This window comes from Mycobacterium sp. E2699, assembly GCF_001666745.1.
GTDB lineage: Bacteria > Actinomycetota > Actinomycetes > Mycobacteriales > Mycobacteriaceae > Mycobacterium.
In genome coordinates, this window is the sequence record NZ_LZJH01000099.1 from 107507 (window position 1) to 121683 (window position 14177).

Genomic DNA, 14177 nt, shown 5'->3' on the forward strand with positions numbered 1-14177 from the left:
GCTACCCGTGCCCGCCGCCGGATCCGCGTCAGCCGGCGGGCGCGATCCCCGCGTTCGAAATCGTGAAGCCGCGCCCGGACGTGACCGTGCACGAGATGCCGCTTTCTTCCGACCGGCAGCTGAAGGGGCCGAGCCCGGCCGTCTGACCGTAGGGCAGGGTGGGCGTGCCCTGGCCCGCGTTGCCGAGGCAGGATTCCCCCGCGCACCGCTCGAACACCCCGTCGGGGGACATGTGCACCGACTGCGGTGGCGACATCGACTGGCAGTAGGTCTCGTCGGGAATGCCACCGCCGCGTCGGTAGTCCAGCTCGCAACTGATGTTGCGCGACGGGGACAGGAAGGCGCACCAAGTCTGGCTGCAGACCGGATTGTCGGCGGCGGCCCGCGGCGTCCCGACGCCGCAGCCGACCGCGACGATCAGCAGCGCGGCCCAGCTCGCGGCAACGACTGTCCGATGCACGGCGCCTCCCAAAACCATTGCCAACCGCGAAAGTAACACCGGCATCGAGCAACCGGGGGCAGTTTTGCCCCGAGGGTGGCTACAAGAGATCGGTGATCGTCTTCAGCCCCGCGTCGTAGAGCACGCCGGGCAGCATGCCGCCATCGCATTCGATCGTGGTGCCGTTGACGAAGTCGGCGTCGCCGCCCGCCAGGAAGACGCAGACGCGGCCCACCTCCGCGGGCTCCCCGGCCCGGCGCAACGGGACTGCGGCGAAGTACTTTTCGCCGGTCGGATCGTCCTTCGGCAGCACGAACGACCGAAAGTTCTCGGTCATCGTCGGGCCCAGTGCGACGCAGTTGACCCGCACCTTGGGTCCCCACTCCTCGGCCAGCGACCGGGTCAGCTGGTTGAGCCCGCTCTTGGCCGCCCCGTAGGAGACCAGCGTCGGCGACCCCGCGGGGTGCCCGGCGCCGCTGGAGATGTTGATGATGCAGCCCATGCCGTCCTGGGTGCGCATCTGCCGGTACGCGCGGATCGCGAACCACAGCGGGCTGATGAGGTTCATCTGCACCGCGTACGCGTGAAACAGTGCCGTGCGCTCATACTCGTCGTCACTCGGCGGCGCGCCCTGAATCCGTTGCACGAGTTCGGGAATGCTCTCCGCGTGCGGGGCCGGCACCGTACCGCCGGCGTTGTTCACCAGGATGTCGACGCGGCCGTGGGTGGCCACGACGTCTGACACGAACGAATCGATGGAGCGGTAATCGCCTTGGTCACAAACCTTTTGGTGGGCGCGTGCGGCCCAGTGCGCGTCGCTGCCCGGGATGGTGTCCAGCCGCGAACGGGAGCAACCGATGACCGTGGCGCCGGCGCGCAGCAATTCGTGGGCGATGCCGACGCCCACGCCGCGGCTGGTTCCGGTCACGATCGCGATCTTGCCGTCGAGGACGCCCATCGTCAGGCCTTCCTTGTCCATTGACAGTGACTGTCAGCGGGTCATACTGTGCCATTCCATCTGGTGGTGTGTAAAGGCGTGCGCTTGGGAGGCCCCATGAATCTCCGTGTCATTCAATGGGCGACGGGGGGTGTCGGCAAAGCCGCCATCGCATGCGTGTTGAATCACCCGCGGCTCGAGCTCGTCGGATGCTGGGTGCACAGCGCGAGCAAGGACGGCGTCGACGTGGGCGACATCATCGGGAAGTCCCCGCTCGGCGTCGCGGCCACCACCAACGTCGACGAGGTGCTGGCCCTCGACGCGGACTGCGTCGTGTACAGCCCCCTGATCCCCAACGACGACGAGGTAATCGCGATCTTGCGGTCCGGCAAGAACGTGGTCACCCCCGTCGGCTGGGTATACCCCGATCCGGCCAACCCGCGCCACCAGGCCGTCGCCGACGCTGCCGTCGAGGGCGGGGTGACACTGCACGGTTCGGGGATCCACCCTGGCGGCATCACCGAGCGATTCCCGCTGATGCTCTCGTCGCTGTCGTCGGCGGTCACGCACGTGCGCGCCGAGGAGTTCTCCGACATCCGCACCTACAACGCCCCGGACGTCGTGCGCCACATCATGGGCTTTGGCGGCACCCCCGAGGAAGCCATGCAGGGGCCCATGGCAGGCCTGCTCGACGGGGGCTTCAAGCAGTCGGTGCGAATGATCGCCGACCACATGGGATTTCGCATCGATCCCAACATCAGGACAATCCAGGATGTCGCGGTGGCAACCTCCGACATCGACTACGCCCCGTTCCCGATCACCACCGGAACCGTGGCCGCGCGCCGGTTCCGCTGGCAGGCCCTCGTCGACGGCGAGCCGGTCATCACCGCCGCGGTCAACTGGCTGATGGGCGAGGAAAACCTGGATCCCGCCTGGGATTTCGGTGGGCGCGGCGAACGCTTCGAAGTGGAGATCACCGGCGACCCTACCGTCAGCCTCACCTTCAAGGGGCTGCAGCCGGAGACCATCGCCGAAGGGCTGGTCAAGAATCCCGGCGTGGTCGCCACGGCCAACCACTGCGTCAACGCCATCCCTGACGTGTGCGCCGCCGGGCCCGGCATCAAGACCTACCTGGACCTGCCGTTGTTCGCCGGCCGCCCCGCCCCCGACCTTGCGGCCACGCCATGACCGTGCTGACCGACGTGTGGCGAAAGCAGGAGGGGCGGGTGGGGGTTCGGCTGCAACCGGGACCCGTCGAATGACCTACTCCCACCCGTCCTCGATGCGCGGCCACGTCGCGGTCGTCACCGGTGCGGCGCAGGGCGTCGGCAAGGGCGTCGCCGCTGCGCTGCTCGAGCGTGGCGCCGAAGTGCTGCTGGTCGACATCCAAGCCGAGGTGCTCGACGCGACCACCGCCGAGCTCACGGCACTGGGGCGTGTCGAACGGCTGGTCGCCGATCTGCGCGACCCGTCCAGCGCGCAGCGGATCGTCGCGGCCGCGGTGGACGCCTTCGGCACCGTGCACGGCCTGGTCAATAACGCCATCGCCACCAACGAGCCGAAGCCGTTCGTCGACGTCACCACCGAGGACCTGGCGCTCGGTTACGACGTCGGTCCCCGCGCGACCTTTCTGCTCATGCAGGCCACGTACCCGCTGATGGTCGAGGCGGGCGGCGGGTCGATCGTCAACCTCGGCTCGGGCACGGGCACCGGTGGCGAGCCCCGGTGGGGCGGCTACGCCGCCGCCAAGGAGGCCATTCGCGGGCTGTCCAAGGTCGCCGCCCTCGAATGGGGGCGCGACAACATCCGCGTCAACGTCATCTGCCCGTTCGCCGAGTCCGACGGCGTCAAGCTGTGGAAGCAGTTCGCGCCCAACGACTATGCCAAGGCGGTCGGGCGCGTTCCGATGAAGCGCATCGGCGACGTCCGCACCGATGTCGGAGCGCTCGTGGCGTTCCTGCTCGGCAGCGACGCGACGTTCATCACCGGTCAGACCATTCACGTCGACGGCGGGATCGGCTGCTTCCGGTGACCGAGGGATCCCTGCGTGATCGGCAGCGCGCACAGATCCGCGCCGAAATCCGACGCGCGGCGTTTCGGTTGTTCATCGAGCGCGGCTACGACGCCGTAACGACGGAGGAAATCGCCACTGCCGCAGGAGTTTCCGCACGCACCTTCTTCCGCCACGTGCCGACGAAGGAGGACCTGCTGCTGGCCCCCGTGCGCCACGGCGGCGCCGCCATCGTCAACCTCCTCGAACAGCGGCCGCCCAGGGAATCGCCGGACGTCGCGCTGATCAACGCCATCGTCGCGCGGATCCGCTCGTTCGACCAAGCCGACGTCGAGGAATGGCGCGAGGCCCTGCTGGTCGCTCCGGGCCTGCTCGACAAGGCCACCATCCACACGCCCGCCGACAGGGAGCGCGCCGCCAAACTGATCGGCGAACGCATGGGCGCCAATCCCGAGGACGACATGCGTCCCGGCCTGCTGGTCCAACTCGCGTTCGCGGCTGCGGATTTCGCGTTCCGACGATGGGTCCGCCAAACCGGGGCCTCGCGGCCGCTGGAGCTCTACGTGACCGAGGCCCTCGACGCGGTCAAGGGCAGCCACTGGAGGAGGAAGCCGAAATCGTGAAGGACAACTACAAGGTCGCGGTCTGGGCCACCGGCGGGGTCGGGAAGTACGCGATCCGAACCATCGCCGACCGCAGCAACCTCGAACTCGTCGGGGTGTGGGTGCACTCGGACAGCAAGGACGGCAAGGACGCCGGCGAGCTCGCCGGCATCGACCCCGTCGGCGTTCTCGCCACCCGCGACGAAACGGAAATCCTTGGCGGCGAGGCCGACTGCGTGGTCTATGCCGCGCCCGCGCCACCGCGGATGAAGGAAGCCATCGGCGACCTGTGCCGGATCCTGGCCGCAGGGAAGAACGTGGTGACGACCGCGATACCGGGGCTGGTCTACCCGCGCGGTTCGCTGCCGGCCAAGGTGACCGACGCGATCCGCGGCGCCGCCGAGGCCGGCGGCAGCTCACTGTTCTCCAGCGGCATCGAGCCCGGGTTCGGCGCCGACCTGTTCCCGATCGCGCTGATGTCCATGTCGCACAAGGTTTATTCGGTGCGCGGCATCGAGATCACGAACTACTCCGAGTACCCGGCCGAATACGACATGCGTGAACTGTTCGGCTTCGGCCAGCCGCTGGACTATCGGGGCGGGTTGATGAGGCCCGGCGTGCTGCGCTGGGGCTGGGGCGCCGCGGTCACCATGGTGGCCGACGCGCTAGGGGTTGAGCTGGACGACCTCCGCGAGACGTGTGAGTTTCTACCCACCCCGCGCGACATCCCTACCGCGTTCGGGCTTGTCGGGGCGGGGACCGTCGGCGCCACCCGGGCGCGTTGCATCGGGGTCGTCGACGGCGTCGACGTCATCACCATCGAGCACGTCGACCGCATCGCCGACGACCTGGCCCCCGACTGGCCTAAGGGCCGCACCGGTGGAACCGACGGCATCTGGCGCGTCATCATCGACGGCGAACCGAGCTTCGACGCCGAGTTCGAGGTCGGGCATCGACCCGGCGACAGCCACAACGATCACGGCCTGCTGGCAACGGGCATGCGCGCGGTCAACGCCATTCCCCGGGTCTGCGAGGCGGAGCCGGGAATCGTTGACGCGCTGCACATCCCGCTCACGTCACCGGTGGGGGCGCTGCACCCGCACCGCGACGGGGTCTCGGCGTTCTAGAAGCCGCTGTCGCCCCCGCCACCGGAGTCGAATCCACCCCCGAAGTCCGACCCACCGGAGTCGAACCCGCCCCCGAAGTCCGAGCCGCCGGAGTCGAACCCGCCACCCCAGTCGTTGCCGCCGAAACCGGTGTCGCCGCCGCCCGAGTACTGGTAGCCCCCGTCGAAGCCGGCGTCGCCCTGCTGGCTGTCGTAGCCGCCGCTCGCGGCGCTGTCGAAGCTCTGATTCGCCTGTGCGGATTCCCATCCGGCGTCGAAACCCCGGTCGTAACTGCCGCCCCAATGGTCGTCGAGCATGGCGTCGATCAGCAGGACGTCGGCCAGGGCCCAGCCCCAGCCCGGCCCCCAGAACGCGTACGGGTAGTAGCCGGGGTAGAAAAACATCCCGTTGTACATGCCACCGGGGTAGTAGTTCGCGTAGCCGGGTTGCGGGGTGGTGCTGTAGTTGTTGTTGTTGATCGTCACGTACTCCCCGGTATTCGGGTTCTTCGCCCGCACCGTGGCCTGCCTGCGGTCGGCCTCCGGCACCGACGTCACGGCGGACACGTTGGGCCCGGGGTTCAGCTTCCGGTTGGCCTTTTCCACAGTTGACTGCACGGCCCGTAGGTGCGCCCGCGCCGCGGTGTAATCGCCCGCCTGGTAGGCCTTTCGGGCGTCGCCGAGACTGGCGTTGGCCTTCAGCGACTCGGCGCTGACATCGGTGTCGGCGTTGGCGATGACCGCATTATCGAGGTCGGCGACCTCGGATTCGGCGGCGATCAACTGCCCCTTGACCCATTCCCGGGCTTCGTTGTCCTTGCGGCGCTTGCGGCTTCGCCCCACGGCGAACCAGATCAGCCCGACCGCCGCCAGCGCGACGCCTACGACGATCAGCGCCGTCCACAGCGGAGCCCAGCTGCTGTGCTTGGCGCTGCCGACGGGAGAAGTCGTCACCGTGCCTCCGGACGCGTTGCTCACACCGGACAGCTTGCTGATGAAGTCGCTGGTGGCGCCGTACGGATCATTGCGGTGCTCCCTGGCCGACTGCCCGAGGAACGAGTCCACGCTGTCGGCGATCACCCTGGGCACGTTGTAGGCGCGCACGTGATAGCCCTTGGCGTCGATGACCAGGATGACGCCGCTGAACCCCGGATCGCGGCCCACGATGACGTTGTGGATGGCATCCGGGGTGGTCACCCCCGTCTGTTCGGGCGCCACAGCGGCCACCCAAACCGGCGGTGTACGGCTCCACGCCCACCGGCTGGTGAGGATCTGCTGGTTCAGCTGGTCGGGGTTCTGCAGCGGCGGGCGGGCCGCCGGGTCGGCCACCACGTGGGTCTGCGCACCGAACCGGTCCACCACCTGGTCGGTGTACGCGTCGGCCCAGGCTGGCGGCGCGAGCAGCATTGCCAACGCCGCGAGGACCGGGACCGCAAAGATCCCGCCGAATCGTCGTGTCACGTGCTGATCGAACCACACGGTGACACCTCGTGGGCGGCCGATGCACCGGCCGCCGACGAGGCAGCTCCTAGCTTCCGGGCGGCGGCCTATCCGCCGCCGCCACCTGCTCCTCCTCCGGCACCGCCTGCTCCTCCGCCCGCGCCGCCGGCAGCGCCGCCACCGCCGGGCGCGGAGTTCGAGTAACCACCGCCGTAAGGCACGCGCGCGGGCGCCGGTGGTGGCGGCGGCGCCGGGCTGGACGACGTCGGCGGCGCGGCCGGCGCGCCACCCGCCGAAATGTCCGCGGCCGCGACGCCGCAGCCGACTCCCAGGCCAACAACGGCGGCACCGCCGAGCAGCGCGATTACCCTACGAACTTGAGATCTCATCGAATTCCCCCAATTGCCGATTTCGATTACGCTCCAACGCTTACCCGTTATCGGTGGGCGCAATCAGGCCAGTGCGGGCAGTACCTTGTCGGTGAGCAGCTGCACCGATTTCCACGCCTCGTCGACCGGCATCCCGCCGACCAGCGGGTGCATGACGAGCGGCCCGTACTGTTCGGACTCACGCACCTCGGCGACGAGCTGGTCGGGAGTCAGGAACCGATACCGTCCCGACGCCTTGACCTCGTCAAGCGTCCGAACCCCGGGCAGGTGCATGAGCGAACGCTCGTCGGCCGACCATCCGCCGTAGGTGACGGCCTCCCACAGGATGTGCTCACCCAGCTCCGCCCAGGCCCTGTCGGGGTCCTCGTGCAGGTAGATCATCCCGCGATTGATCGGCCCGGGCATGAGGACGACAGGCCTGATGCCGGCCTCGGAGCACAGCTCGCGGTAGTAGGCGGCGATCTCGGGCAGGTGGTCGGCCAGGCTGAGCGGCAGCCGGAATCGCGCCGCGCGCCGCGCCGTGGCGTGCGAACCTCCGCCGACGTACAGCGGCGGATGCGGTCTCGTCCAGGTACCGGTGCATACCCCTGCGTCGGCACCGGACCAGACGGACAGCATCCGGTCGACCAAGGCGTCCATCAGTTTGCCGCGCCGGTCGAAATCGACGCCGAGCGCGTCATATTCGACCGTCCGGTAGCCCAGGCCCACGGTGGTGTGCAGCCGGCCGCGGCTCATGTTGTCGACGAGCGCGATGTCCTCGGCCAGCCGGACGGGGTTCCACAGCGGCCCCAGTGCGCAGTCCACGCTGGCGATCAGCGTCGTCGTTCGCGCCAAAAACATCGACGCGGCCATGATCGGGTTGCAGCTCCATCCGTGCCCGGTCGCGTGATGCTCGTCGACGCTGATCGAGGCGACGCCGTGGGACTCGCCCCACTGCGCGAGCTCGAGCGCGGCGGCCAGCAGCTCACTTTGCACGCGCGGGTCACCCTGCGGGGACGCGAAATTGAAGCGCAGCACGGTCAATAACACGTCATGCCTCGGGTGCGCCGGCCATCGACTGCAGAAATGCGGGAAAGTCGGGAAACAGCCCGCGGTCCACGATTTCGATGCGGGCGCCGAACGCGTCGGTGTAGTAGGCGAACAGCGCAAGGTCGGAACCGGGCACCTCGGCAGTCATCTCGAGGGTGAAGCCGTTGGCCTCGAGCGCCTGGGCGCTCTCGGCCAGGTTGTCGCTGAAGTAGCCGAGGTGATGCACGGCGTTGCCCGGCGCGGCCGTCCACGGGCTTCCGGGGACCTCCTGTACGAGTTCGACGTGTGGGCTCTGCAAAGAATAGACGACGGTCGATGTCAATTCGTGGACGCCGGAGGCGGTGCGAAACGGCAACGTATAGGTCATCGGCTTGATCCACCGGTAGCCGGCCAGCGCGGTCAGCCTGGCCATGGCCGCATCGAGGTCGGGCACGACGATGCCGGTGTGATACAGGTCCTCGGGTTGCAGGGCGAATGCCATGGCGAGTACCTCCTTTCAGACGCAGTCCGACGCGCCGTCGACGACGAACAGCGCACCGCTGGTGTAGCCGCTCTGCTCGGTGCACAGAAACGCGATCGTGGGCGCGATCTCTCCCGGGGATCCGAAGCGGCGCAACGGAATGTGGGACAACTCGGAATCCACCAGTTCGGCGGCGCCGTGCATCGGGGCGGTCATCGGTGTGTCGATGGTGCCCGGTGCCACCGCGTTCACCCGAATCCCTTTACCCGCCCACTTGACCGCGAGATTCCTTGTGATGCACACGATCCCGGCCTTGGCGGCGCCGTACCCGGGGACCAGCGGCACCGCCCGCAGCGCGGACATCGACGCCAGGTTGACGACGCTGGCGCCGCCGGCCGCGGGCGACGACCTCAGCGCCCGGTACAGCGCGACCGTGAGCCGGTACGGACCGGTCAGGTTGACCGCGACCGACGCGTCGAACCCGTCGGGTTTCGACTCGTCGAGCCCGCCGGGGAAATTCGCACCCGCGTTGTTGACGAGCACGTCGAGGCGGTCGAACCGGTGCGCCAGCGCGTCTATCGACTCGTGGTCGGTGATCTGCAACTGGTGGTAGGACATCCCGGACAGGTCGGTCTCGTAGTCCGCCGTGGTCGGTTTGGTTCCGGTGATGGCGACCGACGCCCCGGCGTCCCGGAACAGCGTCGCGGTGGCGTGCCCGATGCCGCTGGTGCCACCGGTGATCAGCACCGCGGTCCCGGTGAAGTCGAAGCTGACCCGAGCCGTCATGAGCTCCTCGCTAATTGGTTTGCCAGCCAGGCGCTTTCCCAGAAGTTGGTGCTGCCGGCCAGCAGCGTTTCGTGGGCCCGCTTCAACACTTCGCGCGCCCCGGCGTGCTCCGCGGGAACGAGCTCGGCGAGGTGAATGGCGTGCAGTGCCCGGCCCGCATCGAGGTGCGCCCGCGCCCTCTCTACCAGCCCGTCGGCACCGGCCAACTCCACCACGTCGGCGGCGACGGCGTCGAAGCCGACGGGGTAGAGCTCGGTGGTCGACCGGTGATGGAACCAGCCCGAGTAGTTCTCCCAGACGGCGCGCACATCCCAGGCCACCTTGCCGTAGCCCTGGCCCACTTCGCATTCCGGCGGCAGGGTGATCTCGCGCATCAGGGTTCGGACGTCCTTGCCCGCGTTCATCCCGTCGACGGTCCGGTCGTGGACGTACTGGATCGCGTCGCGCAGGCGGGTCAGTTCGGCGTTGATGCGCTCGGCGCCGGCGATCGGGTCGAAGTGGCCGGTCACCAGGAGCTCGGGCCGCAGCTCGCGCACCCGCTCGACCGACTGGATCGCGGTCAGGGCGTCGCGGTACCGGTCACCCCGCATGGTGACGAGGTTGGGGATGTGCCCGAAGATCGGGCCAAAGGTGTTTCCGCACAGGCAAATCCGTTCGTCGGGCAGCCACACCACCAGCGAGTCGGTGGTTTCACCGCCGGGCACGGCGATCAGCTCCATCCGCCGGCCACCGACCTCCAGGGTGAGTGTGTCCTCGAATTCGAGGTCAACGACGGGCACGCTCTGGGGGGCCAGCCGGGTCGTACCGAGCCGGCGCTGAATTGCTTGGATGCCCGTCGCCAGCTTGTCCTTGAAGGCGAACGCGCTGCGGGCGGCGCGGTACGGGATCAGGCGCTCGTTGTCGTCGCGCCAGGTGGTCCAATTCGCTTGCGCGACAACCTTGGTATCGGGGTCTCGTAAGCTGTCCAAACCCCCGACGTGGTCGACGTGGCCCTGTGTGAAGATGATGTAGCGCACCGGCGAGGGGTCGACGTCGTCGAAGTTGGCGCGATGCACCGGCCCCTCGAAGCCCATCCCGGTGTTGACGATGACCCGGCCGTCGGCGGTGGTCAGCAGGTAGGCGTTCGACAGGCCCGGCGAGCACCACAGCCCCGGCGCTATCCGCTCGGCCTTCTCGGCGGCTGCCGGGCGCATGGCGTCGGCGCCGGGTCTGCTGCGATAGACCGGTTCCATCGCTGGTGTCTCCTTCATTCGGGGGGGACGTCGAACCTGTCGAAGTAGAAGCCGAAGCGCCCGCGCAGTTCGTCGGGCGAGATGCCGAAGTGCCGCTGCAGGTCGTAGCGGACGCGGCCGTGCTTGCCCCGCGGGTTGCCCTCCAGGTACTGCTGCAGGCGCCCCCGCACCTTCGGTGTCAGCTCGACGCCGCCGCGCCCATACAGCTGCTCCAGTAGCGGCATCTCGTTGCCGTTGAGGTGGTGGAAGCTGATGTCGATGCTGCGTTCGGCCGGAACCAGGTCGCGGTCGCGCACGCACGCGCCGAGCAGCCGGTGCACCCGGTCGCTCCAGTAGTCCAGCAACCAACCCGGGTCGATGCTGGTGCGCCGCAACCGATCGGAGTAGGCCATCATCGTGATCGCCGACTGCACCACCGCGACGGGGTCGCGATGGGTGAAGGCCACCGTGGCGTCGGGGAAGGTCGCCATCAGCGGGCCGAGCTGCTCGCAGTGCTGCGGGCTCTTCAGCACCCAGGTCCGCGGGCCGCGCAGGAAGGTCAGCGCCTGCAACACCTTCTTCAGGTATGCGTAGTGCCGGGTCTGGTCGAGCTGCAGGTAGTAGTCCCGCCAATCCGGCACGCGCGCATGCCATTCCAGGACGTAGGCGGCCAGGTCGAGGTCGAGCAGCTCGACCTCCTCCTCGATCGCCTCGGGGAACCGGTCGTGCATGGCGGCGACCACCGGGGCACTGACCATGAGCGCGTCGTGCTCGGCCTTGGCCCGCGCATAACGCGGATCGACCCCGAAGATGTCCGGGCCCTCGCCGCGGGCGGGGATCGGTTCCTGGCTCTCCCAGTAGGGCAGCGCACGCCGGCGCGGGTCGGCGGCGATGAGGTTCACCAGATGCGTGGTGCCCGATCGCGGCATCCCGACCACGATGAACGGCCGCTCTATTTCGATCGACTCGATCTCGGGGTAGCGCCTGATGAGCTCGACCAGCGACAGCCGGTTGCGCAGCAGGCGGACCACCCGCTGCCGCAGCGAGCCGCGGGTGAGCTGGGTCAGGCCCTCGTCGGCCTCGATCGCCGCGACATGCGCCGTCAGCCGCGCACCGAACCCGTCGGTGTCGTCCAGGTCGTCGGCGCCGGCCTGGACGACCGCTTCGGTCAGCATCCGGTCGATGTCGAGGTCGACGCGCCGCGCCTCGGTGAATTCCAGGACCTGACGCTGGACGTCGGTCAGCCGGGGCGACGTCAGGTCTTCGAAGTCGATGTCATCCACGTCGCCGACCGCATGACCCACGCGCCCGCCTCCTCGACATCGATTGCGTCGAAGTTACCGCAGCGGGCCGCGAGTTCTACAGGTTAGCCAGGTCGTCGGGAACGTCGACCTTGTGTTCCTGCAGCGCCTCCAGCGGGACCACCTCGAGAGTGCGCTCGTGGGTGGACGCCAGCACCACCGGTGCGGCGCACCCGTCGTGGTGGGCCCGCAGCCAGTTCAGCGCGGTCACGCACCAGCGGTCTCCGGGCAGCAGGCCGGGGAACCGGTGCTCGGGCACCGGCGTCAGCAAGTCGTTACCGATGGAACGCTGGTGTTCCAGGAATTCAGCGGTCATCACCGCGCAGATCGTGTGCCGGCCGAGGTCTTCCGAACCGGTCGAGCAGCAGCCGTCGCGGTAAAAACCGGTGAGTGGTTCCGTCCCGCACGGTTCCAGCGGACCGCCGAGCACATTGCGATCAGGCACGCGATCAGTATCGCGCTCCTCGGCACGAAGTTTGAAGAAACTTTCGCTATCCGTTCGAAGAAAGGCACCGGACAGCGGGCGGCCGCGGCGGACACAACCCGCGTTTCCCATCCTGTACCCAATCCAACCTACGACGCGGTACCTTCGGCAGGTGATGCTTTCGGGTGCTTTCCTGGCGGAAGCGGCCGCGACGGTCGATAACAAGCTGAACGTGCATGGCGGCGTGCTGTCCAAATATACCGTCGGGCCCGACCGGGTAGCCCGATTTGTCCTCGTGGTGCTGACGCAGGACGACAGCGACGATTCGGAGCGGCGCGTACAGGTCGAGATCAAGCCGCCGACGGTTGACGCGACGCAACGCGCGACGTTCGAGGCGCCGGAGGCCTCCGTCGGGGAATTTCCGGGATTCGCGTTCTTTCCCATCGAAACGCGGCTGCCCATTGACGGCCGCTGGGTGATCGACGTTGTCTGCGGCGAATCGACGGTCTCGTTGCCCCTCATCGTCGACGAGTGGGCGCCGCCAGTCGGCATCTGAGCGGACCCGTTTTCACTAGGGGCACAACGCCCTTGGCGCTCCTCGGGATCGCACCCGAAGTGGCGCAACGCACTCCCTGACCCAGCGCGTGAACGCCGTTAGGTCACAACAAGATAACAATTCCTGACGCGTCGATAAGCTCCCGGCGACTCGCTGGCCAAATACCGGGAACATCACCCCGCAAAATTTATCGTCAGTTCGTGCACCGTCGAACGGCCCTCAAGCTTCCACTGCTGCTGGCGGCGGGCACGGCGTTGGCCCACGCTCCTCGCGCCTCCGCGGAACCGGCGCCCCGCTCCTCCGGTGAGGTCATGCGGTGGTCGCCCGACCGCGCCAACCGCTGGTATCAGGCGCAGGGCTGGCTCGTCGGTGCCAACTACATCCCGTCGAGCGCCATCAACCAGCTCGAGATGTTCCAGCCGGGCACCTACGACCTCCGCCGCATCAACACCGAGCTGGGCTGGGCCAGGGCATACGGCTTCAACAGCGTGCGGGTCTTTCTGCATGATCAGCTCTGGGCCCAGGACGCCCGCGGCTTCCACAACCGCCTCGCGCAGTTCGTCAGCGTCGCGGCCAGCCACGGCATCAGGCCGCTGTTCGTCTTCTTCGACTCCTGCTGGGACCCGCTCCCCAAACTGGGTCCGCAACGGGCGCCGAGGCCGGGGGTCCACAACTCGGGTTGGGTGCAGAGCCCCGGCGCCGAACGCATCGGCGACCCCGCCTACACCCCCGTACTGCACGACTATGTCACCAGCGTTCTGACCCAATTCCGCAGTGACAACCGGGTTTTGGGCTGGGACCTGTGGAACGAGCCCGACAATCCCGCCCGGGTGTATCAAAAGGTGGAGCGGAAAGACAAGCTCGAGCGGGTCGCCGAGCTGCTCCCGCAGGTGTTCCGGTGGGCCCGTTCGGTCGATCCCAGCCAGCCGCTGACCAGTGGCGTGTGGCGCGGTGTCGACCAGGGCGAGCAAGGGGGCCGGAGCCCGATCAGCGACATCCAACTGAACAACTCCGACGTGATCACCTTCCACTCCTACGCCGAACCCGCCGCCTTCGAGTCCCGGATCGCCGAGCTCGCGCCGCTGGGGCGGCCGATCATCTGCACCGAGTACATGGCCCGGCCCCAGGGCAGCACCATCGAGACGATCCTGCCCGTCGCCAAACGGCGCAACGTCGGCGCCTTCAACTGGGGGTTGGTCGCCGGAAAGACTCAGACCTACTTCCCGTGGGACTCGTGGGATCACCCCTACGCGGCGCCCCCGAAGGTGTGGTTCCACGACCTGCTGCAGCCCGACGGCCGGCCCTTCCGGGACAGCGAGTTCCAGGCGGCCCGGAGCCTGACCAGCGGCCAGCCCACGTGAAATGCGCCCTGAGCTGCGCTAAGACCGGAGGAGCTGTGGCGGTGGCGGAGGTCTGTGGTTCATTGACATAGAGGACAGATGTCTCCCGACATAGAGGACAGCCCAGTTATCGCGAGGTGTCCTCAT

General features: G+C 68.2%; 15 protein-coding genes. 6 read left to right on the plus strand and 9 right to left on the minus strand.

Going from position 1 to position 14177, the window contains the following annotated elements:
* Nucleotides 1–28: 28 nt before the first annotated feature.
* Nucleotides 29–460 (minus strand): hypothetical protein, encoded by a 432-nt coding sequence (locus tag A5696_RS18115; protein ID WP_231964372.1) that lies wholly within the window; start codon nucleotides 458–460, stop codon nucleotides 29–31.
* Nucleotides 461–539: 79 nt separating this feature from the next.
* Nucleotides 540–1397, minus strand: coding sequence for an SDR family NAD(P)-dependent oxidoreductase (locus tag A5696_RS18120; protein ID WP_067882024.1), 858 nt, complete (start codon nucleotides 1395–1397; stop codon nucleotides 540–542).
* A 96-nt stretch (nucleotides 1398–1493) separates the two neighbouring features.
* On the opposite strand from A5696_RS18120, the gene A5696_RS18125 reads away from it, so the two are divergent.
* The 4 genes from A5696_RS18125 to A5696_RS18140 all read left to right on the plus strand — a co-directional run bounded on the left by A5696_RS18125 (nucleotide 1494) and on the right by A5696_RS18140 (nucleotide 5116).
* Nucleotides 1494–2564: a dihydrodipicolinate reductase gene (locus A5696_RS18125; protein WP_067881969.1), complete on the plus strand. Its 1071-nt coding sequence runs from the start codon at nucleotides 1494–1496 to the stop codon at nucleotides 2562–2564.
* A gap of 70 nt (nucleotides 2565–2634) precedes the next feature.
* Nucleotides 2635–3408: an SDR family NAD(P)-dependent oxidoreductase gene (locus A5696_RS18130; protein WP_067881972.1), complete on the plus strand. Its 774-nt coding sequence runs from the start codon at nucleotides 2635–2637 to the stop codon at nucleotides 3406–3408.
* Nucleotides 3405–4010, plus strand: a complete 606-nt coding sequence (locus A5696_RS18135; protein ID WP_067881975.1) for a TetR/AcrR family transcriptional regulator — start codon at nucleotides 3405–3407, stop codon at nucleotides 4008–4010. The genes A5696_RS18130 and A5696_RS18135 overlap by 4 nt, the downstream gene beginning before the upstream one ends.
* Complete coding sequence (locus A5696_RS18140) at nucleotides 4007–5116, plus strand: hypothetical protein (RefSeq protein ID WP_067881978.1); 1110 nt, start codon at nucleotides 4007–4009, stop codon at nucleotides 5114–5116. Before A5696_RS18135 ends, A5696_RS18140 begins: the two co-directional genes overlap by 4 nt.
* Here the strand turns inward: A5696_RS18140 and A5696_RS18145 are convergent.
* From A5696_RS18145 to A5696_RS18175, 7 genes are all read right to left on the minus strand, one after another.
* Complete coding sequence (locus A5696_RS18145) at nucleotides 5113–6555, minus strand: hypothetical protein (protein WP_067882026.1); 1443 nt, start codon at nucleotides 6553–6555, stop codon at nucleotides 5113–5115. The two genes, A5696_RS18140 and A5696_RS18145, sit on opposite strands and share 4 nt — an antisense overlap.
* A 431-nt stretch (nucleotides 6556–6986) precedes the next feature.
* Nucleotides 6987–7952 (minus strand): LLM class flavin-dependent oxidoreductase, encoded by a 966-nt coding sequence (locus A5696_RS18150; RefSeq protein ID WP_067881981.1) that lies wholly within the window; start codon nucleotides 7950–7952, stop codon nucleotides 6987–6989.
* 1 nt (nucleotide 7953) lies between these two features.
* Nucleotides 7954–8433, minus strand: a complete 480-nt coding sequence (locus A5696_RS18155; protein WP_067881984.1) for a VOC family protein — start codon at nucleotides 8431–8433, stop codon at nucleotides 7954–7956.
* A gap of 15 nt (nucleotides 8434–8448) precedes the next feature.
* Complete coding sequence (locus A5696_RS18160; protein WP_067881986.1) at nucleotides 8449–9198, minus strand: SDR family NAD(P)-dependent oxidoreductase; 750 nt, start codon at nucleotides 9196–9198, stop codon at nucleotides 8449–8451.
* Entirely contained in the window at nucleotides 9195–10430 is a 1236-nt protein-coding gene (locus A5696_RS18165; protein WP_067881989.1) for an MBL fold metallo-hydrolase, read from the minus strand. The genes A5696_RS18160 and A5696_RS18165 overlap by 4 nt, the downstream gene beginning before the upstream one ends.
* 14 nt (nucleotides 10431–10444) lie before the next feature.
* Entirely contained in the window at nucleotides 10445–11713 is a 1269-nt protein-coding gene (locus A5696_RS18170; protein ID WP_067881992.1) for a sulfotransferase, read from the minus strand.
* 55 nt (nucleotides 11714–11768) lie between these two features.
* The gene (locus A5696_RS18175) at nucleotides 11769–12155 is read right to left on the minus strand and encodes a DUF2237 family protein (protein WP_067881995.1); all 387 of its coding nucleotides are present in this window, start codon (nucleotides 12153–12155) and stop codon (nucleotides 11769–11771) included.
* Nucleotides 12156–12309: 154 nt separating this feature from the next.
* Between A5696_RS18175 and A5696_RS18180 the strand changes: the two genes are divergently transcribed.
* Entirely contained in the window at nucleotides 12310–12690 is a 381-nt protein-coding gene (locus A5696_RS18180) for a hypothetical protein (RefSeq protein ID WP_067882029.1), read from the plus strand.
* A 200-nt stretch (nucleotides 12691–12890) separates the two neighbouring features.
* Complete coding sequence (locus A5696_RS18185) at nucleotides 12891–14051, plus strand: cellulase family glycosylhydrolase (RefSeq protein ID WP_067881998.1); 1161 nt, start codon at nucleotides 12891–12893, stop codon at nucleotides 14049–14051.
* Nucleotides 14052–14177 lie beyond the last annotated feature (126 nt).

What these genes read in the sequence shown, in the direction of transcription:
- A5696_RS18180 (WP_067882029.1), top strand. Translation starts at nt 12,310, where the DNA reads ATGCTTTCGGGTGCTTTCCTGGCGGAAGCGGCCGCGACGGTCGATAAC.
- A5696_RS18120 (WP_067882024.1), bottom strand. Translation starts at nt 1,397, where the DNA reads ATGGGCGTCCTCGACGGCAAGATCGCGATCGTGACCGGAACCAGCCGC.
- A5696_RS18155 (WP_067881984.1), bottom strand. Translation starts at nt 8,433, where the DNA reads ATGGCATTCGCCCTGCAACCCGAGGACCTGTATCACACCGGCATCGTC.
- A5696_RS18125 (WP_067881969.1), top strand. Translation starts at nt 1,494, where the DNA reads ATGAATCTCCGTGTCATTCAATGGGCGACGGGGGGTGTCGGCAAAGCC.
- A5696_RS18160 (WP_067881986.1), bottom strand. Translation starts at nt 9,198, where the DNA reads ATGACGGCTCGGGTCAGCTTCGACTTCACCGGGACCGCGGTGCTGATC.
- A5696_RS18130 (WP_067881972.1), top strand. Translation starts at nt 2,635, where the DNA reads ATGACCTACTCCCACCCGTCCTCGATGCGCGGCCACGTCGCGGTCGTC.
- A5696_RS18165 (WP_067881989.1), bottom strand. Translation starts at nt 10,430, where the DNA reads ATGGAACCGGTCTATCGCAGCAGACCCGGCGCCGACGCCATGCGCCCG.